This window comes from Bradyrhizobium sp. HKCCYLS2038 (assembly GCF_051167655.1).
GTDB lineage: Bacteria > Pseudomonadota > Alphaproteobacteria > Rhizobiales > Xanthobacteraceae > Bradyrhizobium.
In genome coordinates, this window is the sequence record NZ_JBNPTM010000005.1 from 36,960 (window position 1) to 62,902 (window position 25,943).

Below are 25,943 nucleotides of genomic sequence, written 5' to 3' on the forward strand. Positions count from 1 at the left end.
CTGCCCCGCATGCGCATTCTCGTTCTCGGCGGGACGACCGAAGCCTCGGAGCTGGCACAGCTGCTCGCCGATGACGATCGCTTCGCGGCGACGCTCTCGCTGGCCGGCCGGACGATCTCGCCCCGGCCGCAACCGCTGCCGACCCGTATCGGCGGCTTCGGCGGCATTGCGGGACTGCAGGCGTGGTTGGCCGATCATGCGATCGATGCGGTCATCGACGCGACGCATCCTTACGCCGACCAGATGTCGCGGCATGCCGTCGCGGCGTGTCAGGCACTCAAGCTGCCACTGGCGTCGATCCGGCGCGCGGAATGGCAGCGCCAGGACGGTGATCGCTGGATCGAGGTCGAGACACCGCAGGCGGCCGCTGCCGCTCTCGGACAGGACCCGGCGCGCGTTTTCCTCAGCCTGGGACGGCTGGAGCTCGAAGCCTTTGCCGCAGCCCCGCAGCACCACTACATCGCGCGCACCATCGATCCGCCCGGCGATATCGCGCTGCCGCCCGACATCCGCTTCGTGTTCGACCGTGGTCCGTTCGACGACGCCAAGGAGCGGGCCTTCCTCGACCAGGAGCGCATCGGCTTCGTCGTTTCGAAGAATTCCGGCGGAGCCGCTACGTATCCGAAGATTTCGGCCGCACGCATGCTCGGTGTACCCGTGGTGATGATCGCGCGACCCGACAAGCCGCATGGCGTGGCGCTTGACAGCGCCGGCGCAGCGCTGGTGTGGCTCGAAGCGCAGCTTGCTCATCGGTCGCCCTCGACCTCGCGGCGCAGCGTGTAGACGAACGGCCGTTTTCCCTCGCGAGGGATCAGGCGCGTGGCCGTCGATCCGATCAGCACGAGCGTGCGCATGTCGGCAGATTCGGGATCGACCTCGCCCAGCGTCGTGATGATGGACCTCGCCTCACCGCTCCCTGCGGCGCGAACCATCACCACGGCAGTCGCGGGGGACTTGACCGTGCGCAAAAGCGCGAACGCCTGGCCGAGCTGATGCGGCCTGGCCTTGGACAGCGGATTGTAGAGCGCGATGACGAAGTCGGCCGCGGCGGCTGCCTCCAGCCTGCGGCTGATCGTGGCCCAGCTCTTGAGATTGTCCGACAGCGAGATCGCGCAGAAATCGCCGCCGAGTGGCGCCCCCACCTCGGCGGCCGCAGCGAGCATCGCCGTCACACCCGGCTCGACGCGGATGTCGAGGCCGCGCCACTCTGACGGTCCAGCCTCGACGGCCTCGAACACCGCGGCAGCCATTGCAAACACGCCGGGATCACCGCCGGACACCACCGCAACCTGCCGGCCGCTGCTCGCCAGTATCAGCGCGTGACGGGCGCGATCGAGCTCGACGCGGTTGTCACTGGCGTGACGGACCTGTCCCGCACGGTTGGCCGTCACCCGGTCGAGATAAGGGCCATAGCCGATCAGATCCGTCGCAGCGGCGATAGCTTCGGACGCGGCCGGTGTCATGAGTTCGGGCCGCCCCGGGCCGACGCCGACGATCGTGAGCGTGCCCGTCACAGCCGGCGTCCCTGCCCCGGGATCAGGATCATCGAGAAATAGGGGCCGCGATCCTGCTCGACCTCGGCCAACGGCACGACGCGCTGCGCCTCCATCGTTCCACGTTCCACGTAGATCGCACGTTCGAGCAGGCCGGCGCGCGCGACGGCGCGCTTCACCTTGGTGAGATTGCGGCCGACCTTCATGATCACGGCGGCCTCGCAGCGCGTCAGCCGGTCGTGCAGGACGTCCTCGTCCAGCGTTCCAGGCAGCACGGACAGGATGTCGTCGCCCCAGGTGATCGGAACGTTTGCCTTGGTCCAGCAGCCGGACATGCCCGTGACACCAGGAACGACCTCGACTCGATGATCGGCTTCGAGGCGGCGCCACATGTGCATGAACGAGCCGTAAAAAAATGGATCTCCTTCCGACAACAGGCCGACCGAGCGGCCCGCCGAAAGATGCGCCGCGATGCTGTCGGACGCGCGGTGATAGAAGTCTCCGATCTGCGCCTGATAGGAAGGATCGGCGACCGGCACCTCCTCGGTGACCGGATATTCCAGCCGCAGCTCGTGACGGCCAGTCTCGATCAACGGCGCGACGATCCGCCGTGCATTGCCTTCCATGCCGCGCTTGGCGAAGAACGCGACCACGTCGACCGATCGGATCAGGCCGGCGGCGCGCAAGGTCAAATAGCGGACGTCGCCGGGACCGACGCCGATGCCGTAAAGCGTCGCCGCCTCGGCCGCGCCTGCGATGGTGTCGAGCAGGCTCATTCGACGTCACTCGCGACGGCATTGACCGCGGCGACCGCCATGGCGCTGCCGCCCTTGCGCCCTTTCACGATCAGATACGGCACCCGGCCGTCAGCCGCGAGCGCCTCCTTCGACTCCCGCGCGCCGACGAATCCGACCGCCGTTCCGATCACCGCCGCAGGGCGCGGCGCGCCCTGATCGAGCATGTCGAGCAGATGAAACAGCGAGGTCGGCGCATTCCCGATCGCCACCAGCGCGCCGCCGAGATGCGGCCGCCAGAACTCGAGCGCCGCCGCCGATCGCGTCGTGCCGAGCTGCGCGGCGAGCGCGGGCACCCTCGCATCATGCAGCGTGCAGATGATCTCGTTTTTGGCCGGCAGCCGCGCCCGCGTGATGCCCTGCGCCACCATCTTGGCATCGCACAGGATCGGCGCGCCGCGATCGAGCGCGGCCCGCGCCGCGACGGCGAAGCTCTCGGACATCGCGATGTCGGAGGTGATCTCGACCATGCCGCAGGCGTGGATGATGCGGACCGCGATCTTCTCCTCCAGGCCGCGGAAGCGCGACAGATCGGCCTCGGCACGGATGGTGGCGAACGAGCGGCGATAGATCTCCGCGCCATCCTTGATGTAGTCGCGCAGATCAGACATGGGCCTTCTCGCCTGTTTCGAACAGCCCGTTTCCGGCCAAATCGAGGGCGGCCGGATCGAGCACGCCCTGAGCTGCGCTCCTCACCGTGCCGTTGCGAACGATGTGATAGAGGCCGCTGTCGCCCACCAGCACGACATCGGCCGGCGCCGAGCGCGCGCAACCCTTGGCGCAGCCGGAGATGTGTAAAGAGCCGGCGAACCGCGTGTGCGCCATCTTCGCCGCCAGCACGCGGGCATGCTGGCGCGTCGCAAGCTGAGTCGACGCGCAGCAGCCTGCGCCAGAACAGGCGTCAATGCGCATCAGCGGATCCGCGTCGTCCACGATCAAACCGATCCCGACCGCATCCGTGACGATGCGCTCGGCAACAGCGCGATCTGCAGCGACGTAAAGCGCACGCCACGGCGAGAGCCGCACCTCGGAAACATTCCGTTCGGCGAGCCGATCCGCAAGCTGCGTCAGCGTTGCGCTGTCGAGGCGACCGAATGGGACGCCGATGCCGATGGCGCAGCTCTGCCCGGTCAACGCGATGAGACCACGTCGCTGCTGCGCTGTCGCGGCTGGATCGATCGCCATCGCGGTGGAGGCATCGAGCCGAAGCTCGGCAATGACCGCATCGATTGCGTCCGAAGGCAGCGTTGCGGAGCGGCGGGTCGGGCTGTGAGACAGCACATGGTGAGCGAGTCGCATCGCGGCCCGAACGGAGTCCGCAGGCGCAGTCGTGCCGAGCCACAGGACGCCATCTTCCCGATCGAGGCCGACGGCAATGCGGCGCTCGCTGTCCCGGCCAACGGCCTTGAGCTGGATATCTGCCGCAAGGCCCGCGAGCGGCAGCTTCCCGCCGCCATCCAGCGCAAAGCCGAACTTGGCAGGCAGCCCGTGCAGCGCCCGGTCCACCGCGAGCTGCTGCTCCAATGCAGCAGCGACGGGGCGGATGTCGATGATCTCAGCCGGATCGAGTCCCGCCAGCGGATTGACGACGATGTTCCTGATCGCCTCGATCTCCGCGCTGTCGTCGAGCAGCGCGAGCGCGTCCATGACTTCCCAAAGCGGCGCGAGCGTCTCGGGCGAGACACCGCGAATCTGCAGATTGGCGCGCCGCGTCAGGTCGATCTGGCCGTTGCCGAAGCGCTGCGCGGCCTCGGCGAGTTCGCGCAATGCTGGAATCGGCAATGTGCCGCCATGCGGCCGGACACGAACGACGAGCCCGTCGCCGCTCGGCATCGGCCGGCGCGCGCCCGGACACCATCCCTTGATCTCGACCGCGGCCGTCACGTTGCTCTCTCCGTCTGCGCCAGTCGCGCGCCGGCGGCAGCGAGCTCGTGCGCGACCGCATTCCGGCGCGGCACCCAGAGCTGGCGGCGCAGCGCGTCCTCGAACCGCGACACGATCGCAGCGACGGCAGCCGGATTGCGCGCGAGCATGGCCTCCAACACTGCCTCGTCGCGCAGCAGCGTCCCATGCGCCAGATCAAACAGATGCTCGGGAACGGTGTTGGAGGTGGCGGCGAAAGCGTAGAGCGCGTCGATCCCCTGCGCGATCTCGGCAACACCACGATAGCCATGCGCAAGCATGCCGGAGATCCAGCGCGGGTTGGCGAGACGGCCGCGCACGACGCGCGAGATCTCCTCGCTGAAGGTCCGCGCTTTCGGCGCGTCGGGACGGCTGGTGTCGAGATGCAGCAGCGCGGGCGCCGCGCCGAGCGCTTCGGCGGCTGCGGCGAAGCCGCCGGCGAAATCGGCAACCTCCTCACCGTCGAGCAGATCGCGCTCGCGATCATCCTGGGCGTGGACCAGCGCATCGGCGCTGCGAACGCGCGCACGGAAAGCGTCGGACGCCGGCGCGCCGTCATGCGCACCACCGAAGCTGAAGCCGGTGCTGTCGAGATAGGCCTCGCCGAGCTGCGAACGATCTGTCCAGTTCATCCCCAGCGCGAGATCAGCAGCGACGGCGCCGTAGCTGCCGGGAGCGCCGCCGAACACGCGGGCAAGGCTCTCGCCGCGGCGCCGTGCGGCCGCCAGCGGATTGTCGGCATCGTCTTCGTCGCGCGCCGCGACGGTCTGCACGGCGAGATCGAACAGCGCGATCTGCGCTTCGAACAGATCGCGGAACAGGCCGGAGATCCGCAGCGTCGCATCGATGCGCGGGCGATCGAGCACCGCCAGCGGCAACACGTCGACCCCCGTGACGCGATTGGAGTTGAGGTCCCAGCGCGGCCGGACGCCGAGATAGGCCAGCGCCTGGGCGAGATCGTCGCCTCCCGTGCGCAGCGACGCCGACGCCCAGAGATCGAGCACCAGCGATTTCGGGTAGTCGCCATGGTCCTGAAGATAGCGCCGGATCACTTCATCGGCAGCGCGTACGCCGACCAGGGCCGCCGTCCGCGTCGGGATCGCGCGCGGATCGATCGCGGTCAGATTGCGGCCGGTCGGCAGCACGTCGAGCCGGCGACGGCTCGGTGCTCCCGCCGGCCCTGCAGCGACGCGGCGCCCCGCGAGGGCTGCCAGCAAGGCTTTGCTCTCGGCGGCCGCGCTTGCCGCAATCCGGACCTCGACGTCGGCGGCATCGACAGCACCGCCCGCTTGACCGGCGGCGGCCGTGATCGCAGCGCTCAGCAGAGCGGTCGCGGCGGGGTCCGGCTTCTCGCCAAACACATGCAGACGATCACGGACGGCAAGCTCCTTGATGTCGCACAATTGCGCGTCGAGCTGCGCGATCGCCTCGCGTCCGGTCATCGTGCGCTCGAGCCCGCAATCGGCGGCCAACCCGCTCTGCCAGGCACGCGCGATGATCTCGTCTTCCAGCAATCTCAAGCGACGTTTGTCCAGCCCATCGGCCTCGGCATATTCCTCGACCAATCCCTCCAATTCGAGCAGAGGACCGTGCAGGCCCGCCTGCGACAGAGGCGGCGTCAGATGCCCGAGCGTCACCGCAGCGAGCCGCCGCTTGGCCTGCATGGCTTCGCCGGGATTGTTGACGATGAAGGGGTAGATCACAGGCAGCGCGCCGAGCACCGCTTCGGGCCAGCATGTGCCGGACAACGCCAGCGCCTTGCCCGGAAGCCATTCCAGCGTGCCATGCGCGCCGAGATGGATCATCGCGTCGATGGTCTCGGCCTCGCGCAGATGCGCATAGAGGGCGACATAGGCATGCCGCGGCGGCACAGTGGTGTCGTGATAGCCCGACTTGCGATCGGCGCGGCTGCCGCGGTCCGGCTGCAGCAGGATCAAGAGCTTGCCCGCGCGCAGCACGGGGAAGCGAAACGCGCCGTCGCGAAACGCCGGATCAGCGTCCGCCTCACCCCAACTGTCCAGCAGGGCGCGCCGGAGTTCATCCGGCAACAGCGCAAGCGCGCGTCGATGATTCGACAGCGGCACGACAAACTCATCCGCATCATCCCGCAGCAGCGCATCCAGTTGCGCGGTCGTTGGAGCCTCACCGACGTCGTATCCGGCGTCAGCCAGCAGCCGGGCGATGGCGGCAGCGCTCGCGCTCGTATCGAGGCCGACGGCGTAGCCGCGGCGGCCGCCGCGCGCGGGGTAGTCCGACAGAACGAGCGCGATGCGGCGTTCACTCGCCGGCAAGCTCCGCAGCCGCGCCCAGCCCGCTGCAAGCTCTGCGACATAGGCGATGCGATCGGTTTGCGGAACATAGCGCGACGCGCTGAACTGGAGGCGCTCGTCCGCAGCCGTCTCCCCTTTGAACGCGATGGTCCGCGCGAGCAACCGTCCATCGAGCTCCGGCAGCACCACATTCATGGCGAGGTCGGTCGGCGACAGCCCGCGCGACGAGGTCGACCACGCCTCTTCGGTGCTCTGCGCCTGCACGATCTGCAGCACGGGTGCGTCCGCAACATCCAACACGGTCGTGCCGTCGTCGCGCAACGCCGAGAACGCAGTGGCGTTCAGGATGATTGCAGGAAGCCGCTGGAGGATCAGCCGATTCAGCGGCTCGACGATGCTGGGATCCTTCAGGCTGGTGACCGCGACAGCCAAGGCCGAGAGCCTGTTGCGCTCCAGCGCCCGCATCAGTTCGGCGATCCCCGCGGTGTCTGCCGCGAGAAGGCTCGCACGGTAGAACACGATCAACGCGGTCGGGCGCGCGTCGTCGCAACGACAGAGTTCATCGACGGCAACAGCGCCGCGGTCCGGCACGAAGCCGACGATCGAACCGATGGCGAGCGGCTCGGCAAATCGCGTCTCGCGGCCGAGCAGCGCGGCGAGATAGCGCAGGCACTCGCGCGCGTTGCCGACGCCGCCTTCGTGCAGATAGCCGTAGAGTTGCGCGGTGACCTCTGCCGGCAAGGTCGAGAGCTCACCGAGCCTGTCATCGGCGCGATCGTCGCCGGGCAACGCCGCGAAAAGAATGTTGCGGCTGCGGCAGACCGCGGCAATGCGCTCGAGTCCGTAGCGCCAATAATCGAGCCCGCCGAGACAGCGCACGACGACGGCGCGCGCACCGCTCACGACGCGATCGATGTAGAGATCGACCGACATCGGGTGCTTCAGCCGCTTCAGGCTGGCGAGACGCAGGCTCGGCAGTTCCTCCGCCGCGGCCGACCACGCCTCCGCCAGGGCCGACAAGTCCGTGTCGGAGAACGACAGCACGACGATCTCCGCTGGCGACTGCGCGAGATCCACGGCCTGTTCGAGGTCGTCGAGATCAGCGCCGGATGTCGCCAGGAGGTGCATCGCCCTCGCCTAGCCCGCGACCAGCGTCTTGATGGCCGCGGCATCGAGGCCGCGCTCGCCGATCACGACCAGGCGACCCTGCCGCGTTTCACCCGAGCGCCAGGGCCGCTCGAACTGATGCTGGATGCGGTTGCCGACGGCCTGCACCAGAAGACGCAGCGGCTTGCCCGCGACCTCGACGAATCCCTTCACCCTGAGCACGTCGTGCGCCTCGACCGCGGCAGCGATGCGGTCGACCAGTGCCTCCGGCGAGGTCTGCGCCGGCATGTCGAGCACGAAGCTCTCGAAATCGTCGTGATCGTGCTCCGCCTCGTTGTCGTGATGCGAGGGGCGCGCCGCGAGATCGTCCTCGGCGGCCGCGCCGAGTCCGAGCAGAACCGACGCGGACAGCTTGCCGTGCTCGGTCGCGATCACCTTGACGGCGCGCTGCACCGTCGCGGCGATCTCGGAGGCGACGTCCTTGCGTTCCTGCTCGCTCATCAGGTCGCTCTTGTTCATGACGACGAGGTCGGCGCAGAGCAGCTGGTCCTCGTAGACCTCCTCGAGCGGATTGTCGTGATCGAGCGATTCGTCGGCGGCACGCTGCGCGGCCAGCGCCGCTGGGTCATCGGCGAAGCGTCCGGCGACGACCGCCGGCCCGTCGACGACGGCGACGACACCGTCGACGGTGACGCGCGTCGCAATCTCAGGCCAGTTGAAGGCCTGGACCAGCGGCTTCGGCAGCGCCAGCCCGGACGTCTCGATGACGATGTGCTCCGGCGGCTCCTTCTGGTCCAGCAGGCTCTTCAGCGCGGGCACGAAATCATCGGCAACCGTGCAGCACAGACAGCCGTTGGAGAGCTCGACGATGCGATCCTCCGGACAGTCCGGCACGCCGCAACCTTTCAGAATGTCGCCGTCGATGCCGACGTCACCGAACTCGTTGACGATGATCGCGAGCCGCCGGCCATTCGCCGTCTCGATCAGGTTGCGCACGAGCGTGGTCTTGCCGGCGCCGAGAAAACCGGTGACGATCGTGCAGGGCGTCTTGGCGAATGACTTCGTCATGACCGCATCATCCTTCTCTCATCGCCGTGCCGGCAGCGCCGGCACGCGCGCAACGGTGTTCTTGCGGATGTATTCGGGGCGCTCGCGCCAGGCCGGCAGGCCGGCCTCGTGGCGCTGGTGCAGCTGGGCAAACGTCAGCACGTCCGCCACATGCAGGTCCGGGTCGAGCGCGCCGAGCACGTAGGTCCACTTGCCCGGCGCGGTCACCGCGACCGTGCAGGACCGATTGCAGTTGGACAGGCACTCGACGCCGACCACGGCAACGCCCGCCCGCTGCTCGGTCGGCACCGTCTCGATCGCGGCCAGCAGGCGGGCTCCCGCCCGCGGCTGATCCGACGCAGCATCAGCCAGCTGCGTGCGACACGTGGTGCAGACGAACAGCGTCGTCTCACCGATCTGCGATGCCGTCATCAGCCGATCACGCCCGCGGCCGTCGCCGCAGCGACACCGCCCACCAGCACGATCGCTGCGCCTGCGAGGCGAACCGCGAGCGGCGCAACCGCGTGGGCCTTGGCCGACAGCAGCTTGACACCGAGGAACGCCCCCGCGGCGATGACGGTCTGAATCACAAGCAGGCCGGCGAGATAGGCTCCGAGCGGCGCGGTCTCGGCACCGACGATCGACTCACCCAACGCGTAGCCGTGGATAACGCCAGTAAGGGCGAACAGCGCGGCGACCGGCAGCACGCCAAAACGCCCGCGCATCGCCACCACCAGGCCGACCGCTACGGTGGACAGACCGACCAGCAACTCGGCGGCGGGGATGTTGGCCTTGGCCAGATGGAGACCGACGCCGGCGATCATCGCCGTGGTAAAGGCGAGCACGGGCGCGAAACCGCGACCGAGCAAGGCGGCGACAATGCCGGCGCCGACGATGGCAGCCAGATGATCGAGCCCGATGATGGGATGGCCGAGGCCCGAGAGCAGGCCCTGCGCAAAGGTCTGCGGCAGCTTGCCATCCATCATGTGATGCGCAAAAGCGGGCTCGGACGCGAGCAGAATAAGGCTCACGGCGGCGAAAGTGGTGGTGCGATTGAACGTCATGGCCGTCTCCGTCGCTTGCCGGCTCCCCCAGAGGACCGGACGATGCGCTGCATCCGACGGCATCCCGCCGTTTCCGGCAGGATCATAACCAGCATCGCGACTCCCCGCGCGACGGGTCGGCCAACAGCAATGTCGACGGCAGGTCTCCTGGCTCTCGGGTCGCTGCGTGAAGCCACCTTCCCGGTTTCCCAGTGGTGCTTTGGCCTCACACTCGCCGATTACAGTTGCGGGGGCAGCCACGGCCTTGGGTTTGACCCCGCACCATGTTCCCTAAATCTCTCCTTTCGGAGAACCGTCATCTGTTAGATACGGGTCGCGCCAAAGCCCGTCAATCGGAATCGTCCCCATGGTCCCTGCCCCGCCGCCTCCCGCCTTGCCGCGCCTGACGCTGGTGCTCGGCGGCGCGCGCTCCGGCAAGAGTCGCCATGCCGAGGCGCTGGTGACCGCCCAGCCGCCGCCCTGGATCTATATTGCGACTGCGCAGGCGTTCGACGACGAGATGACCGCGCGCATCGCACAGCACAAGTCGCGACGCGCCGAGGGTTGGCAGACATTGGAGACCACTCAAGATCTCGCCGGCCTCGTTCGCGCCCAATCGAAAGCGCGGACGCCGATGCTGATCGATTGCCTGACGCTGTGGCTCAGCAATGTGATGCTGGCCGACATGAATGTCCCGGCACGATGTGCCGAGCTGATCGAGGCGCTCGCGGCGGCGGAAGGCCCGATCGTTGCCGTGTCGAACGAGGTCGGTCTCGGCATCGTCCCGGACAATGCGCTCGCGCGCGCGTTTCGTGATGCGCAGGGACGACTGAACCAGGATGTGGCGGCCATGGCGGATCGCGTGATCCTGATCGCGGCCGGCCTGCCGCTGACATTGAAGTGAAGGAGAACGAGCCGATGACCGAGAGCGCTGACGATGCGCGCCACAAGGCCAAGATGGAGAACCGCAAGGCCGTTCAGGATGCCGAGGTCGCCTCCAAGACTGTCGAGAAGGGCCTGCTGATCGTCCACACCGGCAAGGGCAAGGGCAAATCGACCGCTGCCTGGGGCCTGATGCTGCGCGCGCTCGGCCGCGGCTTCCGCATCGGCGTCGTGCAGTTCGGCAAGGGCGCGTGGGAGACCGGTGAACGCAAGGCGATCGAGCGGTTCGGCGATCAGGTGTCCTGGCACACGCTCGGCGAGGGCTTCACCTGGGAGACGCAGGATCGCGCCCGCGACGTCGCAGCGGCCGAGCGCGCCTGGGCGAAGGCGAAAGAGCTGATGGCCGATCCCGCGGTCCGTCTCCTGATCCTCGACGAGCTCAACATCGCGCTGCGCTACGATCACCTGCCGATCGATGACATCGTTGCCACGCTCGCCGCGCGCCGTCCGGACCTGCACGTCGTCGTCACCGGACGCAATGCCAAGCCGGAGCTGATCGAGGCCGCCGATCTGGTCACCGAGATGAACCTCGTCAAGCACCATTTCGCGGCCGGCGTGAAGGCGCAGGAAGGCATCGAGTTCTAGGCCATGGCCGCACGCGCCATCATGTTCCAGGGCACCGGCTCCGACGTCGGCAAATCGCTGATCGTCGCAGGGCTCGCGCGTGCGCTGACATTGCGCGGCTTGAAGGTGGCCCCGTTCAAGCCGCAGAACATGTCGAACAATGCGGCCGTCACCGCCGACGGCGGCGAGATCGGCCGGGCCCAGGCGCTGCAGGCGCGCGCAGCGCGGCGGCCGATGACGGTGCACATGAACCCGGTGCTGCTCAAGCCGCAGAGCGAGGTCGGCTCGCAGGTGGTCGTGCAGGGGCGCGTCATCGGCAATGCCAAGGCATCCGCCTATCAGGCCATGAAGCCGCAATTGATGACGGCCGTGCTCGACAGCTTCCATCGTCTCGCTACCGAAGCCGACATCGTGCTCGTCGAGGGCGCCGGCTCGGCGTCGGAGATCAACCTGCGTGCCGGAGACATCGCCAACATGGGCTTTGCGCAAGCAGCGCAGATCCCTGTGGTGCTGATCGGCGACATCGATCGCGGCGGGGTGATCGCCAGTCTCGTCGGCACCAAGGCCGTGCTCGCGCCGGACGACGCCGCGCTGATCGCTGGCTTCCTCGTCAACAAGTTCCGCGGCGATCCGGCCTTGTTCGCCACGGGCATGAACGAGATCGCGACACGCACCGGATGGGCGTCGCTCGGTCTCATTCCACATTTCGCCGGGGCAACTCGTTTGCCGGCGGAGGACGCTCTTGGCCTTCCGGCGCAAGCAGACCAACAGAGCCGGCGGCCGAAGGTGGTCGTGCTCGCCTATCCCCGCATCTCGAACTTCGACGAGTTCGATCCGCTGCGGCTGGAAGCCGGCATCGATCTGCAATTCCTGCGACCGGGCACGCCGCTTCCGGGTGACGCCGCCCTCGTCATCCTGCCGGGATCGAAGGCCACCATCGCCGATCTCGCTGCCTTGCGCGAGACCGGTTGGGACATCGACCTGACCGCGTATCTGCGGCGTGGAGGCCGGGTGCTCGGCATCTGCGGCGGCTATCAGATGCTGGGGCGCACGATCAGCGATCCGGCCGGACACGAAGGCGCGCCCGGTTCGGTCGCGGGGCTCGGTCTGCTCGATGTCGAGACGACGCTGACGGACGACAAGGCGCTCCGCGAGGTCGACGGCACGCTGACCCATGAGGCGGTGCCGTTCCGCGGCTACGAAATGCACATCGGCCGCACCGACGGGCCGGCGGCACGGAGCCCCTTCCTCATCTACTCCGATGGCCGCCGCGACGGTGCCGTTGCAGCCGGCGGCCAGATCGCCGGCTGCTACGTGCACGGCCTGTTCACGGATGATCGCCTGCGCGCGCACTGGCTGCGCGGGCTGAATGCGACGACGAGCGGACTGTCCTACGAGAGCGATGTCGACGCGACGCTGGATGCGTTCGCGGCGCATCTCGAACGCCACGTCGACGTCGCCAGCATCCTCGCGCTGGCGCGTGAGCCTACACCGCGTGCCGCTACAGCACCCTGACGAGGACGATGACCGCGATGAAGACGGCCTGGATTGCGCAAGCCAGGCGGTAGAGCCGCAAGGCGCGCCGGATGTCGGACGCATCGAGGTTGGCGCGGCCATCGCCCATCCAGGCATCGGCGACGAGATGTCCGTGATAGACGCGCGGGCCGGCCAGGCGCAGCGCCAGTGCCCCCGCCATCGCGGCCTCCGGCCAGCCTGCGTTTGGCGAGCGATGCTTCGACGCATCACGGGCGACGGCCTGCAACGCGGCCGCCAGAGATCCGCCCGGCACGAAGCTGGCCGCTGCCGCAATCCACAGTGCCGACAGCCGCGACGCCGGCAGGTTGATGAGATCGTCGAGCCGCGCCGCCGCCCAGCCGAACGCCCGATGGCGCTCCGACAAATGACCGATCATGCTGTCGGCGGTGTTGATGGCCTTGTAGATCAGGATCCCGGGCAGCCCGCCCACGACGAGCCAGAACAGCGGCGCCACGATGCCATCTGAGAAATTCTCCGCAAGGCTCTCGATGGCGGCACGCGCGACGCCGGCTTCATCGAGCCGCTCCGGATCGCGTCCGACGATCATCGCCACCGCGCGGCGGCCGCCGTCGAGCCCGTCCGTCTCCAGCGTGTCCGCGACCGCGGCAACATGCATGTCGAGACTGCGCTGGGCCAACAGGCTGCTGGCAAGGCACCCGAGCAGGATCGTGACGACCGGCTCACCAACGATCGCTCGCAGGATCCATGTGGCGCCCAGGCCGACGGCCAGCATCGCCGTGACGAGCAGAACGACCAGCCCGATGCCGCGCGCCCGACGGGCGGCAAAGCCGGTGGCAGCCCCGTTCCAGCGATCGTCCGCCCATGCTATCAGCGCGCCCATCCACATCACGGGATGGCCGATCCGTTGCACCAGAACCTGGGGATAACCGACCGCCGCCTCGATGAGGAGCGCCGTGAGCGCGAGAGAGACGAACATCGATCTCCGCTAGAGGACAGACATGGACGATACAGCGACTAGCACGCGCGCGGACCGGCCGGAAGCAATCCTTCACGGCGGCGATCTCGATGCGATCAGCCGTCGCTACCCGGATGCGCCACGGCCGTGGCTCGATCTGTCGACCGGAATCAACCCGACGCCCTACCCGCTTCCGACGATCCCTCCTTCAGTTTGGGAACGTTTGCCGGCGCACTCGGAAGAAGAAGCGCTGAACGCGGCCGCCGCGGCGCGCTATGGTGTCGGCGCGTCCGACAACATCGTGGCCGCACCGGGTACCCAGGCCCTGTTGCAGCTGCTGCCGCGGCTGCGGCCGCGCTCGTCGGTTGCGGTGCTGACGCCGACTTATGAGGAGCATGCGCTGTGCTGGCGCCGCTGCGGTCATCGCGTCGATCTGGTCGAAGAGTTCGACGCCCTCGCGGATGCCGAGGTTGCAGTGGTCGTGACCCCCAACAACCCGACCGGCCGCCTGCTGCCACGTGATGCGCTCGTCGGCCTGGCAGCGGGGCTGCGCCGGCGCGACGGTCTGCTGATCGTCGACGAAGCCTTCATGGACCTCTATCCCGCCGATGCGAGTCTCGCGGTCGATCTCCCCCCCGGGACGATCGTGCTGCGCTCGTTCGGAAAGGTCTACGGTCTCGCCGGCATACGGCTGGGCTTTGCGATCAGCTCCACTGCGATCGCGCGGCGGCTTCGCGACGAGCTTGGACCATGGGCGGTGTCGGGACCCTCACTCGCCATCGGAACCGCGGCGCTGGCCGATGACGACTGGCTGCAGCAGACGCGCGCCAGGCTGGCGAGAGACTGCCTGCGAATGGACGCGCTTCTCGACCAAGCCGGCTGCCGTGTGATTGGCGGGACGCCGCTGTTCCGGCTGATCGCATCATCGAACGCGGCTGACATCGCGGAACGGCTTGCCCGCCACGGCATCCACGTCCGGCGTTTTCCGGCGCAACCGAGCTGGCTGCGATTCGGCCTGCCCGGGGAAGAGCCCGATTGGCAACGTCTTGCGGTAGCGCTGGGTGACGTGGCTTAGGCGAGCACGCAGGCGGCAAGCATCAGCGTTTCCGTCACCTCGATGCTGGCCCCGTGGCAATCGCCGGTGATGCCGCCGAGCCGAAATTGCCAATAGAACGCGATCGCCGGGATCAGCACGATCGCAAGCAGCGTCGGAACGGCGCCGGCGAGCGCTCCGAGTGCGAGCACGCCACCCCAGGCGAAGATCACGTTCCAGCCGACGCTGTTGGCGATGCTGGCGCCCAGCCCGGGCTTCAGGGACAGCAGCGTCTTGTTACAGATCAACGTTCCCCAGCGCGCCCAGGCCGGGATGAGCAGCAGCGCCCAGGCTGTCGGGCCGGTCGCCAGCTCGGCGAGCAGCACCAGCTTGGCGGCGATCTGCAGGCCGATCGCGACGACGGCGAAGCTGCCGGCATGGGGATCGCCGAGCACCGCGATGAACCGCTCCGGCTTGCCATGCGCAGCGCCGAACGCGTCGGCGACGTCACCGAGCCCATCGAGATGCAGCGCGCCTGTGATCCAGATCCAGCCGACGAGCACGGCCAACGCGATGATCCAAGGATCAGCCCCCTGCAGCAGCCACGCGATCACCGCCAGGCACGCTCCGATCACCAGGCCGGCGGCCGGAAACCACACCGATGCCCGCGCGAGATCGTCCGGCCTCGTGTCCGCAATCCGCGGCGTCGGCAGCCGGGTCAGGAACTGCAAGGCGATCCAGAATTCTCGCATGGTCATGGCTGGATGATCTCGACGATCTCGCCCCAGGGCACGCCACCTTCGCTTCGTCCGGCTTCGAGCGTGATCCGGGTTCCCGGATGGATGCGCAGGCTCCAGAGTTGGCGCAACGGCCAGCCGAGCAGATGCGACAGTGCGGCGCGCATGGCACCGCCATGGGTCACCACCAGAACCGGACTCGCGTCCGGTCGCGCGAGGATGCGATCGGCCCCGCACGCCACCCGCATCAGTAGGTCGGCCCAGCTCTCACCGTCAGGCGCAGCGATCGCGGGATCCGCGTAGAACGCCTCGAGCAAGGCGGCCCCTCCCGATTCAGCCGAGACATCACTGCGCTTGCGACCGTCCCACTGGCCGAAGTCGAGCTCGCTCCAATCCGCGTCGATGTCGAGCGCGCTGCCGGCCTGCGCGGCGTAATTCTCCGCCGCCGCCCGCGCGCGCGCCAATGGCGAGCTCACGACCGACGACCAGATGCGGCTTTGGGTTTGCCGCCTGAATTGCTGCCAGCCCTGCTCGTTGAGCGGCGGGTCGGTGCGGCCATCCAGATGGCCGTCTCGTCCGGTCGTGCCGTGCCGCAGCAGATCGATCCGCATCAGCCGTCGCGTCCGGACACGGCGGCCTCCGCGAAGGTGGCCATGCCGTTGTGGAGCGCGCAGGCCAGCCGGATGATAGGGAGCGCGGTGGCGGCGCCGGAGGCCTCGCCGAGGCGCAGATCGAGATCGATCAGAGGATGCGCATCGAGCGCCTCGAGCACCATGGCATGGCCGCGCTCGGCCGAGCAGTGCGAGAACAGCAGCCAGGGCCGGCACGACGGATTGAGCCTGACGGCGACCAGCGCCGCGACCGAGACGATGAAGCCGTCGATCAGCACCGGCCAGCGCCGTTGCGCAGCAGCGATGATCGCGCCGCCTAGGGCGATGATCTCGAGACCGCCGACGGCGGCGAGGATATCCGGCACGGCCGCCCCGGAGGTCAGGCCGTGTCGCGTCAGAGCGGCGGCGATGACGGCCGCCTTTCTCGCCCGCCCCTCGGCGTCGAGACCCGTGCCGCTGCCGACGATGTCGGCGGGCGCACACGACAGCAACGCCGCGGCGATGGCCGCGGCTGATGTCGTGTTGCCGATGCCCATCTCGCCGAAGATGATCAGGTCGGGTGCCCGATCGGACTGCCGCGCGACGGCGCGCCGACCGGCTTCACAGGCGAATGCAACTTCTTCAGCCGTCAGCGCCGGTTCGCGGCTGAAGTCGCGCGTGCCTCGCCGCGGCTTGTCGGCCACGACGCCGGGAACGGGATCGTTCGCCAGCGTGCCGACGTCGACCACTTCGAGAGGGCATCCCAGGCTGCGCGACAGCACCGAGATCGCCGCGCCGCCGCCGGCAAAATTGTGCAGCATCTGCACGGTGACTTCGGGCGGATAGGCCGAGACGCCTTGAGCCGCGATGCCGTGATCACCGGCGAACAGCACGACCGGGACGCGATCGGCCGCAGGCCGGTCCGCGGCCTGCAGCGCCGCCAGTTCGACCGCCACCTGCTCCAGCCGCCCGAGCGCGCCGAGCGGCTTGGTCAGCTGCGCCTGCCGGTCGAGCGCCGCCTGCCGATGGGGCTCGGACGGCAGCGGGCAATCGAGGGAAATCCAGTCGGGAAGCACGCAAGGTCTCTCGTGGAAGCAACGGGGACGCTCCGATTGCCACCGCGTTCCGCCGATGACAAGCGCTCCCGTACGATCAGTTCAGGACGGGAAGTCGGCCGCCTTGACCTGCATGCGGTCGGCGTGCAGGGACCAATCGCGCAAATTCTGCGTCTTGCAGAATTCCTGCTTGGCGATTTCTGCTGCTTCGCCTTCGGTCTCGGCCTCAACTTCCAGCGTGCTCTGGCAGATTTCGCACTGGCGGCCGTTCTCGCCCAGCACGTCCTTCATGAAGTGGATGACATAGCGCGACATGGGACCTCCCTGCTGTTGCAGCAGTCGTTGAAGTCCATGTTACCTCGGCTCAGCCGCGGCTGTTGACCGATATCAAGCCGACGCCGCAAATATTTGATGCAGCAGTGGAACCGCCCTCAGGCGCCGACCGAGGGAAGGCTCGCCGCGGCAATTGCCACGAAGGTTGAGACGGCGCGCCGCACGCGACCATGGGTCGACTTCAGGATCAAGTTCAGCCGGCGCATCGGACCAGTTCCCTTCTGCGCCGAGCGAAAACTCGTGACTAAGCTCATGGCGCATCATGGAAAATGATCAGCCTCCGCAGGACTGTCGAGACGGACTCGAAAATAGCAATGATCGCTTCGCCGAGGCTGCGGTCGAGAGAAGATTTATTGCTGCGTTGCAGCTTTCGACGGATGAAATCTTCTCCCCCACTTTCTGCCTCCCCGCCTAGCCCGGCGGCACTCCGAAGGCGTCGCGGAACCGGGCGCTGTAGCGCGGCCAGGCTTCCGGGTTGATCAGCCGCGGCGGCCTGATGCCGTCGAGCGCCCCCAGGAGCTGCTCGGCGGCGATCCGGCCCATGTTCTGGCGCGCCTCCCGGGTGACGCCGGCCGTATGCGGACTGGCCAGCACGTTGTCTAATTGCAGCAGCGGATGGTCCGGCGGCGGCGGCTCCTTGGACCAGACGTCGAGCCCGGCCCCGGCGATGCGCTTTTCACGGAGCGCCGCCAGCAGCGCATCCTCGTCGTGGATGAAGCCGCGGGCGGTGGTGACGAAATAGGCGCTAGGCTGCATCAGCGCGAACTCCCTTTCCCCGATCATGCCCCTGCTCTCCCTGGTCAACGGGCAGTTGATCGACACGAAGTCGGATCGCTGCATCAAATCCTGCAGCTCCACCTTCTCCGCCCCCCGCGCGCGAATCTCCTCGGCGGAGAGATACGGGTCGTAGGCCAGCACCGTCATGCCCAGCAGGCCGCGGCACAGCTCGGCGACGCGGCGGCCGACATTGCCGAGCCCGACGATGCCGACAATGCGGCCCTGCACCTCGTTGCCGATCAGGTCGTTGCGGTTGACGTCGCGCTCCCGGCGCAGCCGTCGGTCCGACTGGATGATCCGCTTCGACAGGGTCAGCATCATGCCGAGCGTGTGCTCGGCGACCGAATGGGCATTGCCGCCGGACTGGTTGACGACCAGCACGCCGGCCCTCGTGCAGGCCTCGACGTCGACCGGGTCGTAGCCGGCGCCGTTGCTGGAGACGATCAGCAGGTTCGGCGCACGGCGCAGCAGGTCGGCGTCGGCATGGAAGCGGGTCGCGAGCTCGTCGCGGGCGGCGCCGATCTGGTAGGCGTGCGCCGTCGCCAGGATGGCCGCCGTGTCCGCCTCCGCGCTGTCATTCTCGAGCCGGTCCAGCCGGACGTCGGGCCGGGCCGCGAGCAGCTCGCTGAAGATCGGGTGGGCCAGGTATTTGACGTAGAACACGCGCTTCGAGTTTGCGACCATGAACGGGCGACCTCCCGGGTGTTGAGTGTTGTCTTCGGACTTGCGAGGCGGATGCCTGACCGGCCGGGCCGGCATGTTGACAATCGTTCGGGGCCCGTCAAGCTCGGGCCGGACAGGACGCCCAGCGAGACCCGGAGCCATGGAATGACCGCCGAATCCGATGCGGCACGCTCAGCATCAGCGCCGCCCGGCTGGCCCGAGATCGTGCTGCAGGGCTTCAAGCGCAATCAGATCGACCTCGTCCCCTATGTTCCCGACCGCGTCCTCACCCCGCTGATCCAGGCCCTGCACGCCGACCCGTTCTTCACCACCTTCGCCACCGCGCGCGAGGAGGAAGCCGTCGGCATTCTCGCCGGCGCCTGGATGGGCGGCCGGCGCGGCGCGCTGCTGATGCAGACCTCGGGCTTTGCGACCCTGCCGAATGTGCTGGCGTCCCTGGTCGTGCCCTGCCAGATCCCGCTGATCATGCTGGTGTCGGAACGCGGCACGCTCGGCGAGTTCAACTATGGCCAGTCGCTGGTGTGCCGGACGATGCGGCCGGTGCTCGATGCGCTGGCCGTGGAGCATCACACCATGACCCGCCTCGACGAGCTCGCATTCATCGTCGACCGCTCGATCAAGCAGGCGATCGCCACGCAGGCCCCCGTCGCGCTGATCCTCTCGCCCCTCCTCACCGGCGGCAAGGTGTTCGCATGAGCGCTGCCCTCAGCAACACCAAGGTCATGAACCGCTTCGACCTCACCTGCCGGCTGGTCGGCAAGCTCGCCCATGAGGAAGCCGTGATCGGCGGCATCGGCAACACCAATTTCGACCTGTGGGCGGCAGGCCAGCGGCCGCAGAATTTCTACATGCTCGGCAGCATGGGGCTGGCCTGCCCGATCGCGCTCGGCGTCGCCCTTGCGCAGCCGCAGCGTCGTGTGTTTGCGCTCGAAGGCGACGGCTCGCTGCTGATGCAGCTGGGATGCCTGACCACGATTGCGACGCTGGCGCCGAAGAATCTGGCCATCATCGTGATGGACAATGGCATCTACCAGATCACCGGCAGCCAGCCGACGCCGGCGCGCCACGCCGACATCGTGGCCATTGCCTTGGGCTGCGGCATCGCGGCCAGCCATTGGGCGGCGGACGAGGAGGATTTCGAACGGCTGGTCGATGGCGCATTGCAGGCCGATGGCCCGGTGCTGATCGCTGCGCGGATCGACGACAAGCCCGGCGTCGGCGCCACCAGGCGCGATCCGGCGCAGATCCGCGAGCGCTTCATGCAAGGGCTCGGCGTTCGGCAGCCGATCTGACGTGCGCTGGCGCGGCTGGCGCGCGTTAACTAAGCTTGGGGCTCAAGCAGCTGTGAGCCCGGCGGCTGGCCCGGATCATGCTATGCAGCAGCCATGAAACTCGCACTCCGTCTCTCGGCCTGGCTGCTCGCGGCCGCCGTTGCGTTCGCAACCCTCGGGCCGCCGAACTACCGCCCGCATTCCCCGCTCGGACAGGATGGCGAGCACGCGCTGGCCTTCATCCTGATCGGCCTGGCCTTCGGCTTGGCGTACCGCAGCCAGCGGCTGCTCACGACGGCGGTCGCGGTGATCCTGATCGGCGCGCTCGAAGTGGCGCAATTCTGGGCACCCGGACGGCACGCGCGGCTGGAGGACTTCATCGTCGATGCCGCAGCGGCCTGCATCGGCTTCGGCCTTGCGGCCTTGTTCGACTGGCTGGCACGGCAGCTTCGTCCCCAAGCCACCTGACGAGACCACCTGACGCGCGAAGGGCCCCGCCACTGACGCCAGGGCTACCCCATTTGACGATCGGACTGGTAAGTTCGCCCGTCCCCCCGTCATGGCCGGGCTTGTCCCGGCCATCCACGTCTTTCAGCCTGCTGAGAACCACGTGGATGCCCGGGACAAGCCCGGGCATGACGGAGTAACTAATTGCCAGATTTTTTTTTGCAGCTGAATATGCGAAAGGCCCCGCCGCCGACGCAGCGAGGCCTTCAGCGGTGATGACGTCAGATCACTCGATGATCTTGATCACGCGTCGCGTACGCGGATCGACGATCACGCGGCGATCGTTCACGACCGCGTAGCGATACTCGGTGTAGCGCGGCACCGGGCGCAGCTCGACCGTATCCGGCAGCGGCTCGCCGACCACGACGCGCTCACGCACGACGACCGACGGCGCACGCTCGGCGTCGATCGAAGTGATCACCGCGTTCGGGATCTCCACCGCAGCGCCAACGGCCGCGCCGACCGTGCCACCGACCATGGCGCCGACCGGACCGGCGACAGCCTCGCCCGCCGCCGCGCCATTGGCGGCACCTTCGACGGTGGTGGACTGGGCAAACGCGGCGGTCGATGCCAGCAGCGAGGTGGCGATCAGCGAAACGGCAAGACGGGTCCTCATCATCTCTCCTCCAGTGTGTTTAGAGATGCCGATCAACAACGAGGATCGATTGCGGTTCCGGTTCCAGATGGCCGAAACTTCATGATGCCCAGGGGAACGAAATCCCGCGTGTCTCACGCGGAGATGACGCTAACCGCTCCATAGCTCTCCACGTCTCAAACAGCCACGCGCGCGTCTGCGGCCTCGCGGCGGATCACGCCCGAAGTCGTGCGGATGAACCTGCCCTCCAATAAACGAGAGGGCGCAGGGAATGCCGGGTGAAGGCCCCACCCATGGCCCGCCTGCTCAAAAAAATGCAGGCGGCAGGTACCACAGGCAAAGCCGATCAACCGGCATTCCCTGCGCGGCGGTCTTAACGCTTCCTTCGTGCTCTCCCCGGGGACCGGCTGATTGACCCCGTCGCCTCACGCGAGGGCGAAAGCCCTCGTCGCGAACTTGACCTCGGCACCGGAAGGCCAGGACCACACGACTTCACGTCCGCAAGGCGTCGTTCGTCCACATGCACTGAGCATGCTGCGACACCCCACGGCCACCGCATCCCTGCCCCACGTGTCGTGACGATCGCGCGCAACGTCCCTCTCATCGAGGCAGGATGGGCACATGATGCATGATTTCGGAAAATATGAAAGACATTTTTTCGCTCGATATCGACGAGCGCAGCATCGGCTTGATCCAGTTCGAGAATTCGTTTTTGCCGATGCGGCCTACCGCAACGTTGCCGCAGGCGAATGCCGCCGGCACGCGCAGGATCGACCACTGCTGATTTGCCCGACGAGCAGGCGCGGCGCAAACTCGGGACCAATCGCCCCAGTCGCCCTTGCGAGGCCGCCGGGTGATCCGCCTCCCTCGAGACCGCAGGGCCATCGCCGATGCCGATCTCGGACACTATCGACGCGCAGCCGTATCCGCTGTTGGCCCGGTCCGGACACTCCGGATCTGCGCTGAGGATGTCTGCTCTCGAGGAGCAACCGAACGTGTCTTGTCCAACGCTCGGAGGTCTGGTTGTGACCCGAAGCCGACGTGCCGCGATAAAGCTGACGTTCCGCGAGCCGGCTCAGTTTGCGAATTCAAGACTGGCAGCAACGTCCTCGCCTGTTCTGCTGAGCCGACGCAGGCGTGTTGCTTGCATCGTTGAGGAAAGGTCGTGGATCAGCTCCTTAAGCTCTGGGGCAAGCCCTGCGGCATTTACGACTCTAATGACGAATGGAGGCTTGAGCACGTTCATACCCCCGCCGAAAATTGAATCCAGGAAAGCGCCCGCCATGTCCCCATGCCATTCGGGAGCCGCTATTGCAGCCTTGAACGCTGATTGAAAATCGGAGGCTGTTTTCCAACTGCTAGCATCGAGCTCTATGCTGGTTATCATCATTTCGACGCGTGCGTTTTCCATGCACCAAGTGCCTACAAAGTTCCCGTCACGCCGGGAGCGATCATGTGATCTTGCCACTTTTCGGGCTATTGCGCCAACTTCCGCTTATGACCCAAAGCGGAAGTCGGCATCAGAAGGTCAGCAAGCTGTTGCCTCGATCGCCGCGAGAAAATCAGAAGGCGGCAAATATCCGTGTTCTTCTATGTAGTGGGCAATGAGAACTGGCGCAGCAAAAGTAACATTTCCCAAACGCACTCTTATTTCGCCATTGCTGCGGCGTTCATTGGCCCATCGAGCCCACGCGCAGTTCGGATCAATAATCCTGTCGTTGTGAGGCATGAATGTTTTTTCGATATCGGGAGGCGCTGTGCACAGTTCGCAGAGGTGATATCCCCGATAAAGCTCAACCGGCTTCCTGGCCAAGAGTTTGATTCGCTCAATTATTCGAGTATCGACTGCGCCTTTTGGAAATGGGTGGGTGCCATCCAGCCAACCCACGTGAACCACTCCTGGATCGGCACCGTGCCCATATGCATAGGGTGAAAGGTCCGGGAAAAATGCCATGAACTCAGCGTCTCACGGTTAAACGAACACCGGGGCGTGATATTAGGATACATAAATCCGGAAGTCTCTTGTTGGCCCAAAGCCTGCATTTGCGGCCGCGCGTGGCGATATCCGCTATTGACCCATTGCTGACCTTGAGAAGTCTTGGCATCGTGTTGAGATAGCGATCAGGGTGCGAACATGCGTACATTGAAGATGACAGTGACCTTGCCCCCAAGTTTTATCCAGGTCTCAGTTCGTTCGGGCGGTTGGATGTGCCCATCCGGGCTGTGTTAGCGGCGGGGGCTGGCGCGGAGCTTTCGACATAGCGCAGCGCCAGATCCCGACGCGGATTGCAGGTGGCCGCGAACTCGGACGGCGTTTTCCACCCGAGCTGCGAGTGTGGTCGTTCATCATTGTAGTCGGCCCGCCAGCATCGGAGCGCGACGCGGGTCTGGGCGAGCGAGGTGAACAGCGTCTCGTTCAGCAGTTCATCCCGCAAGCGGCCGTTGAAGCTCTCGATGAAGGCGTTCTGCATGGGTTTGCCCGGCGCGATGTAGTGCCAGGCGACACGGCTCTGATCGGTCCATGCCAGGATGGCATTGCTCGTGAACTCGCTGCCGTTGTCGCTCACCACCATCCTGGGCTTGCCACGCTCGGCGACCAGCCGGTCCAGCTCCCGAGCGACCCGGGCGCCCGAGATTGAGGTGTCGGCCACCAGCGCCAAGCACTCGCGGGTGCAGTCGTCGACCACGGTCAGGATGCGGAAGCGCCGGCCATCGGTCATCTGATCCGACACGAAGTCGAGCGACCAGCGATCATTCGCGAGCACTGGCACCGTCATCGGCGCTCGGGTCCCGATCGCGCGCTTGCGGCCACCTCTGCGGCGCACCGTGAGTCGTTCCTCCCGGTACAGCCGGAACAGCCTCTTGTGGTTGATCAGGTAGCCCTCCCGCTTGAGCAGGACGTGCAGGCGCCGATAGCCGAAGCGGCGGCGCTCGTGGGCGATCGCCCTCATGCGCTGCCGCAGCCCGGCATCGTCGGCACGGCTCGTCTGATATCTGACCGTCATCCGGCAACAGCCGATGGCTTTACACGCCCGCCGTTCGCTCATCCCGTGAACGCCCACGAGATGTGCGACAGCTTTCCGCTTCGCCGCGGGCGTCACCACTTCTTTCCCAGGAGATCCTTCAGCGCGGCATTGTCCAGCATGGCGTCCGCCAGCAGCCGCTTGAGCCGCGTGTTCTCGTCCTCCAGCGTCTTCAGCCGCTTGGCCTCCGAGACGTCCATTCCGCCGAACTTGGCCTTCCACTTGTAAATGCTGGCGTCGCTCACGCCATGCTTGCGGCACAGATCGGCGACCGGAACACCAGCCTCGTGCGCCTTCAAAATCCCGATGATCTGCTCTTCCGTAAAGCGGCTGCGCTTCATGCTCTGGTCCTCGTTGGGCCAGAACGAACTTCAAACTGGATTAAGCCCGAGGGGCAAGGTCAACAGGGCTGGGCGCCCTTTACTTGATTGCGGGTTGTTTTTTATTCGACCGGGCAGAGGCCTGTGCGGTGGCGAGCGCACAGACTGGCGTGCTCTTTGACCATATCCCTGAGGAGGTCGATGCGCCCGTCATCGTAGAGGTGACGATCGTCGGCATAGAGGCCGATATCAGTTCTCAGAGATACGGCCGGCTGGCTGTGATGGATGCTCGGGTCGAAAGGGTTGTCAAGGGAACACTCGATCTTGACGCGTTGAAGGTTGTTACGTCCATCAGCACCTGCACCCGAATTGGCGTCGGACATGGTTTCGTTGCCGGTGCGATTGATCACGATGCCCGGATCGGCCTCGAGCTGATTGCAATACAGCGCCCCTCCCAAACCCTAACGCAAGGACGATGAACTCGACCCGGCTTACACGGGCCCAACCTCAGAACGGCTTGCTCCATGTCGGCGTTCCCATAAGTTGTTCCAACTGATCCCATTCAAGAACGAGATGGGCCGATCCGTAAACCACCAGAACTCGATTGTGCTTTTCAAGTGCCTGCTGAATTGTTTTGACGACACTTTCGTCGCGCAAAGCCAAATTGATTCTCGTCAGAGTATTCAACAAGGTCGGCTTCTGCCCGGGAGCTCCTGGTCCTGTGTCGTTGGCTGTGATTGTCAGATAATTCTCGGGACCAGGCTTGTTCTTCACAAACCAAGCGAGAAAATCCTCGGGCGAAAAGGGCTCGGAGATTCCAAGTTTCCTTCGCGCATCCCGAGTGACTTTCTGCTCGAAGGCAGCAAACGTTTCTGGCGTCAATGGCGCGTGTTTGTTTTGCACAGGAACCATTCGCATGACGTAGTAGGCAAGAACATCCTGAGCGGTGTATCCATGCTTCTCAAAATGAGCCAACACTGAAACCCCTTGCGGCTCCCCCCCGTACACCACGGCGCCTATGCTTGTCGCAAGGTCGGCAGCAAATGGAGGCTCATTGCAGATTTTTTCAGACAGGTTGAAGTTTGCAGCCGCGCAACTTCTCGCAAATTGAAGAAAGCTGCTCAAGTCTTGAGGTTCGACTCCCTCGACGACCACAGCATCCGGTGGAGTTTGCGCGAAAATCTGTGCAATGGTCTTGAACGTCGGGTCGCTCATGGCATTCGGGTACTTCAACGACGAGTGATGAACGACGGCCAAGTAGATCAGCTCCTTACCGCTCCTCTTGTAAGTTTCAATGAACGGGGCATTGATTGTTGATGGCGGCGTTGAACCGGCCAGACAAATGGGTGACGATGCAAACAAGAGTATGGCGACGAAAACTCGATTCATGGTCCATCCCAATCG

The 25,943-nt window shown here is 66.3% G+C and carries 30 protein-coding genes and 1 riboswitch; of the genes, 9 read left to right on the top strand and 21 right to left on the bottom strand.

What is annotated here, in order from left to right:
- Positions 1-9 precede the first annotated feature (9 nt).
- Positions 10-783, top strand: a complete 774-nt coding sequence (locus tag ACQR1I_RS22125) for a cobalt-precorrin-6A reductase (protein ID WP_434871001.1) — start codon at positions 10-12, stop codon at positions 781-783.
- Here the strand turns inward: ACQR1I_RS22125 and cobJ are convergent.
- The 8 genes from cobJ to ACQR1I_RS22165 are packed head-to-tail and all read right to left on the bottom strand — an operon-like array spanning position 747 to position 9,677.
- On the bottom strand, positions 747-1,514 hold the full coding sequence (cobJ, locus tag ACQR1I_RS22130) for a precorrin-3B C(17)-methyltransferase (protein ID WP_434871002.1): 768 nt from the start codon (positions 1,512-1,514) through the stop codon (positions 747-749). The genes ACQR1I_RS22125 and cobJ overlap by 37 nt on opposite strands.
- The gene (locus ACQR1I_RS22135; protein WP_434871003.1) at positions 1,511-2,269 is read right to left on the bottom strand and encodes a precorrin-2 C(20)-methyltransferase; all 759 of its coding nucleotides are present in this window, start codon (positions 2,267-2,269) and stop codon (positions 1,511-1,513) included. Before ACQR1I_RS22135 ends, cobJ begins: the two co-directional genes overlap by 4 nt.
- On the bottom strand, positions 2,266-2,898 hold the full coding sequence (locus ACQR1I_RS22140) for a precorrin-8X methylmutase (RefSeq protein ID WP_434871004.1): 633 nt from the start codon (positions 2,896-2,898) through the stop codon (positions 2,266-2,268). Before ACQR1I_RS22140 ends, ACQR1I_RS22135 begins: the two co-directional genes overlap by 4 nt.
- The gene (gene cobG, locus ACQR1I_RS22145; RefSeq protein WP_434871005.1) at positions 2,891-4,171 is read right to left on the bottom strand and encodes a precorrin-3B synthase; all 1,281 of its coding nucleotides are present in this window, start codon (positions 4,169-4,171) and stop codon (positions 2,891-2,893) included. The genes ACQR1I_RS22140 and cobG overlap by 8 nt, the downstream gene beginning before the upstream one ends.
- Positions 4,168-7,587: a cobaltochelatase subunit CobN gene (cobN, locus tag ACQR1I_RS22150; RefSeq protein WP_434871006.1), complete on the bottom strand. Its 3,420-nt coding sequence runs from the start codon at positions 7,585-7,587 to the stop codon at positions 4,168-4,170. Before cobN ends, cobG begins: the two co-directional genes overlap by 4 nt.
- A 9-nt stretch (positions 7,588-7,596) precedes the next feature.
- Positions 7,597-8,634: a cobalamin biosynthesis protein CobW gene (gene cobW, locus ACQR1I_RS22155; RefSeq protein WP_434871007.1), complete on the bottom strand. Its 1,038-nt coding sequence runs from the start codon at positions 8,632-8,634 to the stop codon at positions 7,597-7,599.
- 18 nt (positions 8,635-8,652) lie between these two features.
- The gene (locus ACQR1I_RS22160) at positions 8,653-9,045 is read right to left on the bottom strand and encodes a DUF1636 domain-containing protein (RefSeq protein ID WP_434871008.1); all 393 of its coding nucleotides are present in this window, start codon (positions 9,043-9,045) and stop codon (positions 8,653-8,655) included.
- Entirely contained in the window at positions 9,045-9,677 is a 633-nt protein-coding gene (locus ACQR1I_RS22165; protein WP_434871009.1) for a HupE/UreJ family protein, read from the bottom strand. Before ACQR1I_RS22165 ends, ACQR1I_RS22160 begins: the two co-directional genes overlap by 1 nt.
- Before the next feature lie 120 nt (positions 9,678-9,797).
- Positions 9,798-9,989: riboswitch (cobalamin riboswitch) on the bottom strand.
- 34 nt (positions 9,990-10,023) lie between these two features.
- Here ACQR1I_RS22165 and cobU point away from each other — a divergent pair.
- The 3 genes from cobU to ACQR1I_RS22180 are packed head-to-tail and all read left to right on the top strand — an operon-like array spanning position 10,024 to position 12,677.
- Positions 10,024-10,560, top strand: coding sequence for a bifunctional adenosylcobinamide kinase/adenosylcobinamide-phosphate guanylyltransferase (cobU, locus tag ACQR1I_RS22170; RefSeq protein ID WP_434871010.1), 537 nt, complete (start codon positions 10,024-10,026; stop codon positions 10,558-10,560).
- 14 nt (positions 10,561-10,574) lie between these two features.
- The gene (gene cobO, locus ACQR1I_RS22175) at positions 10,575-11,183 is read left to right on the top strand and encodes a cob(I)yrinic acid a,c-diamide adenosyltransferase (protein ID WP_434871011.1); all 609 of its coding nucleotides are present in this window, start codon (positions 10,575-10,577) and stop codon (positions 11,181-11,183) included.
- A gap of 3 nt (positions 11,184-11,186) precedes the next feature.
- Positions 11,187-12,677: a cobyric acid synthase gene (locus ACQR1I_RS22180; RefSeq protein WP_434871012.1), complete on the top strand. Its 1,491-nt coding sequence runs from the start codon at positions 11,187-11,189 to the stop codon at positions 12,675-12,677.
- Here ACQR1I_RS22180 and cbiB read toward each other — a convergent pair.
- Positions 12,664-13,635: an adenosylcobinamide-phosphate synthase CbiB gene (gene cbiB / locus ACQR1I_RS22185; protein ID WP_434871013.1), complete on the bottom strand. Its 972-nt coding sequence runs from the start codon at positions 13,633-13,635 to the stop codon at positions 12,664-12,666. The genes ACQR1I_RS22180 and cbiB overlap by 14 nt on opposite strands.
- A 22-nt stretch (positions 13,636-13,657) precedes the next feature.
- On the opposite strand from cbiB, the gene cobD reads away from it, so the two are divergent.
- On the top strand, positions 13,658-14,689 hold the full coding sequence (gene cobD / locus ACQR1I_RS22190) for a threonine-phosphate decarboxylase CobD (protein WP_434871014.1): 1,032 nt from the start codon (positions 13,658-13,660) through the stop codon (positions 14,687-14,689).
- On the opposite strand, the gene ACQR1I_RS22195 is transcribed toward cobD, so the two are convergent.
- From ACQR1I_RS22195 to ACQR1I_RS22220, 6 genes are all read right to left on the bottom strand, one after another.
- A complete protein-coding gene (locus ACQR1I_RS22195) occupies positions 14,686-15,405 on the bottom strand; it encodes an adenosylcobinamide-GDP ribazoletransferase (RefSeq protein WP_434871015.1) in 720 nt (239 codons plus the stop codon). The two genes, cobD and ACQR1I_RS22195, sit on opposite strands and share 4 nt — an antisense overlap.
- The gene (locus ACQR1I_RS22200; protein WP_434871016.1) at positions 15,402-15,995 is read right to left on the bottom strand and encodes a histidine phosphatase family protein; all 594 of its coding nucleotides are present in this window, start codon (positions 15,993-15,995) and stop codon (positions 15,402-15,404) included. Before ACQR1I_RS22200 ends, ACQR1I_RS22195 begins: the two co-directional genes overlap by 4 nt.
- Positions 15,995-17,050, bottom strand: coding sequence for a nicotinate-nucleotide--dimethylbenzimidazole phosphoribosyltransferase (gene cobT / locus ACQR1I_RS22205; RefSeq protein ID WP_434871017.1), 1,056 nt, complete (start codon positions 17,048-17,050; stop codon positions 15,995-15,997). The genes ACQR1I_RS22200 and cobT overlap by 1 nt, the downstream gene beginning before the upstream one ends.
- An 81-nt stretch (positions 17,051-17,131) precedes the next feature.
- Positions 17,132-17,344 (bottom strand): hypothetical protein, encoded by a 213-nt coding sequence (locus ACQR1I_RS22210; protein ID WP_434871018.1) that lies wholly within the window; start codon positions 17,342-17,344, stop codon positions 17,132-17,134.
- 116 nt (positions 17,345-17,460) lie between these two features.
- Entirely contained in the window at positions 17,461-17,616 is a 156-nt protein-coding gene (locus tag ACQR1I_RS22215) for a hypothetical protein (RefSeq protein ID WP_434871019.1), read from the bottom strand.
- 157 nt (positions 17,617-17,773) lie between these two features.
- Positions 17,774-18,823 carry a hydroxyacid dehydrogenase gene (locus ACQR1I_RS22220; protein WP_434871020.1) on the bottom strand — a complete coding sequence of 350 codons (1,050 nt, stop codon included), beginning with the start codon at positions 18,821-18,823 and terminating at the stop codon, positions 17,774-17,776.
- Positions 18,824-18,967: 144 nt separating this feature from the next.
- On the opposite strand from ACQR1I_RS22220, the gene ACQR1I_RS22225 reads away from it, so the two are divergent.
- The 3 genes from ACQR1I_RS22225 to ACQR1I_RS22235 all read left to right on the top strand — a co-directional run bounded on the left by ACQR1I_RS22225 (position 18,968) and on the right by ACQR1I_RS22235 (position 20,562).
- Entirely contained in the window at positions 18,968-19,519 is a 552-nt protein-coding gene (locus ACQR1I_RS22225) for a thiamine pyrophosphate-binding protein (RefSeq protein WP_434871021.1), read from the top strand.
- Positions 19,516-20,115 (top strand): thiamine pyrophosphate-dependent enzyme, encoded by a 600-nt coding sequence (locus tag ACQR1I_RS22230; protein WP_434871022.1) that lies wholly within the window; start codon positions 19,516-19,518, stop codon positions 20,113-20,115. The genes ACQR1I_RS22225 and ACQR1I_RS22230 overlap by 4 nt, the downstream gene beginning before the upstream one ends.
- Before the next feature lie 93 nt (positions 20,116-20,208).
- Positions 20,209-20,562, top strand: coding sequence for a VanZ family protein (locus ACQR1I_RS22235; RefSeq protein ID WP_434871023.1), 354 nt, complete (start codon positions 20,209-20,211; stop codon positions 20,560-20,562).
- Positions 20,563-20,827: 265 nt separating this feature from the next.
- On the opposite strand, the gene ACQR1I_RS22240 is transcribed toward ACQR1I_RS22235, so the two are convergent.
- On the bottom strand, positions 20,828-21,217 hold the full coding sequence (locus ACQR1I_RS22240; RefSeq protein WP_434871024.1) for a DUF1236 domain-containing protein: 390 nt from the start codon (positions 21,215-21,217) through the stop codon (positions 20,828-20,830).
- Positions 21,218-21,839: 622 nt separating this feature from the next.
- Here ACQR1I_RS22240 and ACQR1I_RS22245 point away from each other — a divergent pair.
- Complete coding sequence (locus tag ACQR1I_RS22245) at positions 21,840-21,980, top strand: hypothetical protein (RefSeq protein ID WP_434871025.1); 141 nt, start codon at positions 21,840-21,842, stop codon at positions 21,978-21,980.
- A 291-nt stretch (positions 21,981-22,271) separates the two neighbouring features.
- Here the strand turns inward: ACQR1I_RS22245 and ACQR1I_RS22250 are convergent, their stop codons facing one another.
- The 5 genes from ACQR1I_RS22250 to ACQR1I_RS22270 all read right to left on the bottom strand — a co-directional run bounded on the left by ACQR1I_RS22250 (position 22,272) and on the right by ACQR1I_RS22270 (position 25,928).
- Positions 22,272-22,607 carry a barstar family protein gene (locus ACQR1I_RS22250; protein WP_434871026.1) on the bottom strand — a complete coding sequence of 112 codons (336 nt, stop codon included), beginning with the start codon at positions 22,605-22,607 and terminating at the stop codon, positions 22,272-22,274.
- 117 nt (positions 22,608-22,724) lie between these two features.
- Positions 22,725-23,084 (bottom strand): hypothetical protein, encoded by a 360-nt coding sequence (locus ACQR1I_RS22255; protein WP_434871027.1) that lies wholly within the window; start codon positions 23,082-23,084, stop codon positions 22,725-22,727.
- A 286-nt stretch (positions 23,085-23,370) separates the two neighbouring features.
- A protein-coding gene (locus tag ACQR1I_RS22260; RefSeq protein ID WP_434888840.1) for an IS3 family transposase occupies positions 23,371-24,560 on the bottom strand; the annotation gives its coding sequence in 2 pieces (ribosomal slippage) (positions 23,371-24,311 and positions 24,311-24,560; 1,191 coding nt in all).
- 101 nt (positions 24,561-24,661) lie between these two features.
- Entirely contained in the window at positions 24,662-24,949 is a 288-nt protein-coding gene (locus tag ACQR1I_RS22265) for a hypothetical protein (protein ID WP_434871067.1), read from the bottom strand.
- Positions 24,950-25,046: 97 nt separating this feature from the next.
- Positions 25,047-25,928 carry a hypothetical protein gene (locus ACQR1I_RS22270; protein WP_434871068.1) on the bottom strand — a complete coding sequence of 294 codons (882 nt, stop codon included), beginning with the start codon at positions 25,926-25,928 and terminating at the stop codon, positions 25,047-25,049.
- Positions 25,929-25,943: the final 15 nt, after the last annotated feature.

What these genes read in the sequence shown, in the direction of transcription:
- ACQR1I_RS22125 (WP_434871001.1), top strand. Translation starts at nt 10, where the DNA reads ATGCGCATTCTCGTTCTCGGCGGGACGACCGAAGCCTCGGAGCTGGCA.
- ACQR1I_RS22135 (WP_434871003.1), bottom strand. Translation starts at nt 2,269, where the DNA reads ATGAGCCTGCTCGACACCATCGCAGGCGCGGCCGAGGCGGCGACGCTT.
- ACQR1I_RS22140 (WP_434871004.1), bottom strand. Translation starts at nt 2,898, where the DNA reads ATGTCTGATCTGCGCGACTACATCAAGGATGGCGCGGAGATCTATCGC.
- cobN (WP_434871006.1), bottom strand. Translation starts at nt 7,587, where the DNA reads ATGCACCTCCTGGCGACATCCGGCGCTGATCTCGACGACCTCGAACAG.
- cobW (WP_434871007.1), bottom strand. Translation starts at nt 8,634, where the DNA reads ATGACGAAGTCATTCGCCAAGACGCCCTGCACGATCGTCACCGGTTTT.
- ACQR1I_RS22160 (WP_434871008.1), bottom strand. Translation starts at nt 9,045, where the DNA reads ATGACGGCATCGCAGATCGGTGAGACGACGCTGTTCGTCTGCACCACG.
- ACQR1I_RS22165 (WP_434871009.1), bottom strand. Translation starts at nt 9,677, where the DNA reads ATGACGTTCAATCGCACCACCACTTTCGCCGCCGTGAGCCTTATTCTG.
- cobU (WP_434871010.1), top strand. Translation starts at nt 10,024, where the DNA reads ATGGTCCCTGCCCCGCCGCCTCCCGCCTTGCCGCGCCTGACGCTGGTG.
- cobO (WP_434871011.1), top strand. Translation starts at nt 10,575, where the DNA reads ATGACCGAGAGCGCTGACGATGCGCGCCACAAGGCCAAGATGGAGAAC.
- ACQR1I_RS22180 (WP_434871012.1), top strand. Translation starts at nt 11,187, where the DNA reads ATGGCCGCACGCGCCATCATGTTCCAGGGCACCGGCTCCGACGTCGGC.
- cbiB (WP_434871013.1), bottom strand. Translation starts at nt 13,635, where the DNA reads ATGTTCGTCTCTCTCGCGCTCACGGCGCTCCTCATCGAGGCGGCGGTC.
- cobD (WP_434871014.1), top strand. Translation starts at nt 13,658, where the DNA reads ATGGACGATACAGCGACTAGCACGCGCGCGGACCGGCCGGAAGCAATC.
- ACQR1I_RS22195 (WP_434871015.1), bottom strand. Translation starts at nt 15,405, where the DNA reads ATGACCATGCGAGAATTCTGGATCGCCTTGCAGTTCCTGACCCGGCTG.
- ACQR1I_RS22200 (WP_434871016.1), bottom strand. Translation starts at nt 15,995, where the DNA reads ATGCGGATCGATCTGCTGCGGCACGGCACGACCGGACGAGACGGCCAT.
- ACQR1I_RS22210 (WP_434871018.1), bottom strand. Translation starts at nt 17,344, where the DNA reads ATGTCGCGCTATGTCATCCACTTCATGAAGGACGTGCTGGGCGAGAAC.
- ACQR1I_RS22215 (WP_434871019.1), bottom strand. Translation starts at nt 17,616, where the DNA reads ATGAGCTTAGTCACGAGTTTTCGCTCGGCGCAGAAGGGAACTGGTCCG.
- ACQR1I_RS22220 (WP_434871020.1), bottom strand. Translation starts at nt 18,823, where the DNA reads ATGGTCGCAAACTCGAAGCGCGTGTTCTACGTCAAATACCTGGCCCAC.
- ACQR1I_RS22225 (WP_434871021.1), top strand. Translation starts at nt 18,968, where the DNA reads ATGACCGCCGAATCCGATGCGGCACGCTCAGCATCAGCGCCGCCCGGC.
- ACQR1I_RS22230 (WP_434871022.1), top strand. Translation starts at nt 19,516, where the DNA reads ATGAGCGCTGCCCTCAGCAACACCAAGGTCATGAACCGCTTCGACCTC.
- ACQR1I_RS22235 (WP_434871023.1), top strand. Translation starts at nt 20,209, where the DNA reads ATGAAACTCGCACTCCGTCTCTCGGCCTGGCTGCTCGCGGCCGCCGTT.
- ACQR1I_RS22240 (WP_434871024.1), bottom strand. Translation starts at nt 21,217, where the DNA reads ATGAGGACCCGTCTTGCCGTTTCGCTGATCGCCACCTCGCTGCTGGCA.
- ACQR1I_RS22245 (WP_434871025.1), top strand. Translation starts at nt 21,840, where the DNA reads ATGAAAGACATTTTTTCGCTCGATATCGACGAGCGCAGCATCGGCTTG.
- ACQR1I_RS22250 (WP_434871026.1), bottom strand. Translation starts at nt 22,607, where the DNA reads ATGGAAAACGCACGCGTCGAAATGATGATAACCAGCATAGAGCTCGAT.
- ACQR1I_RS22270 (WP_434871068.1), bottom strand. Translation starts at nt 25,928, where the DNA reads ATGAATCGAGTTTTCGTCGCCATACTCTTGTTTGCATCGTCACCCATT.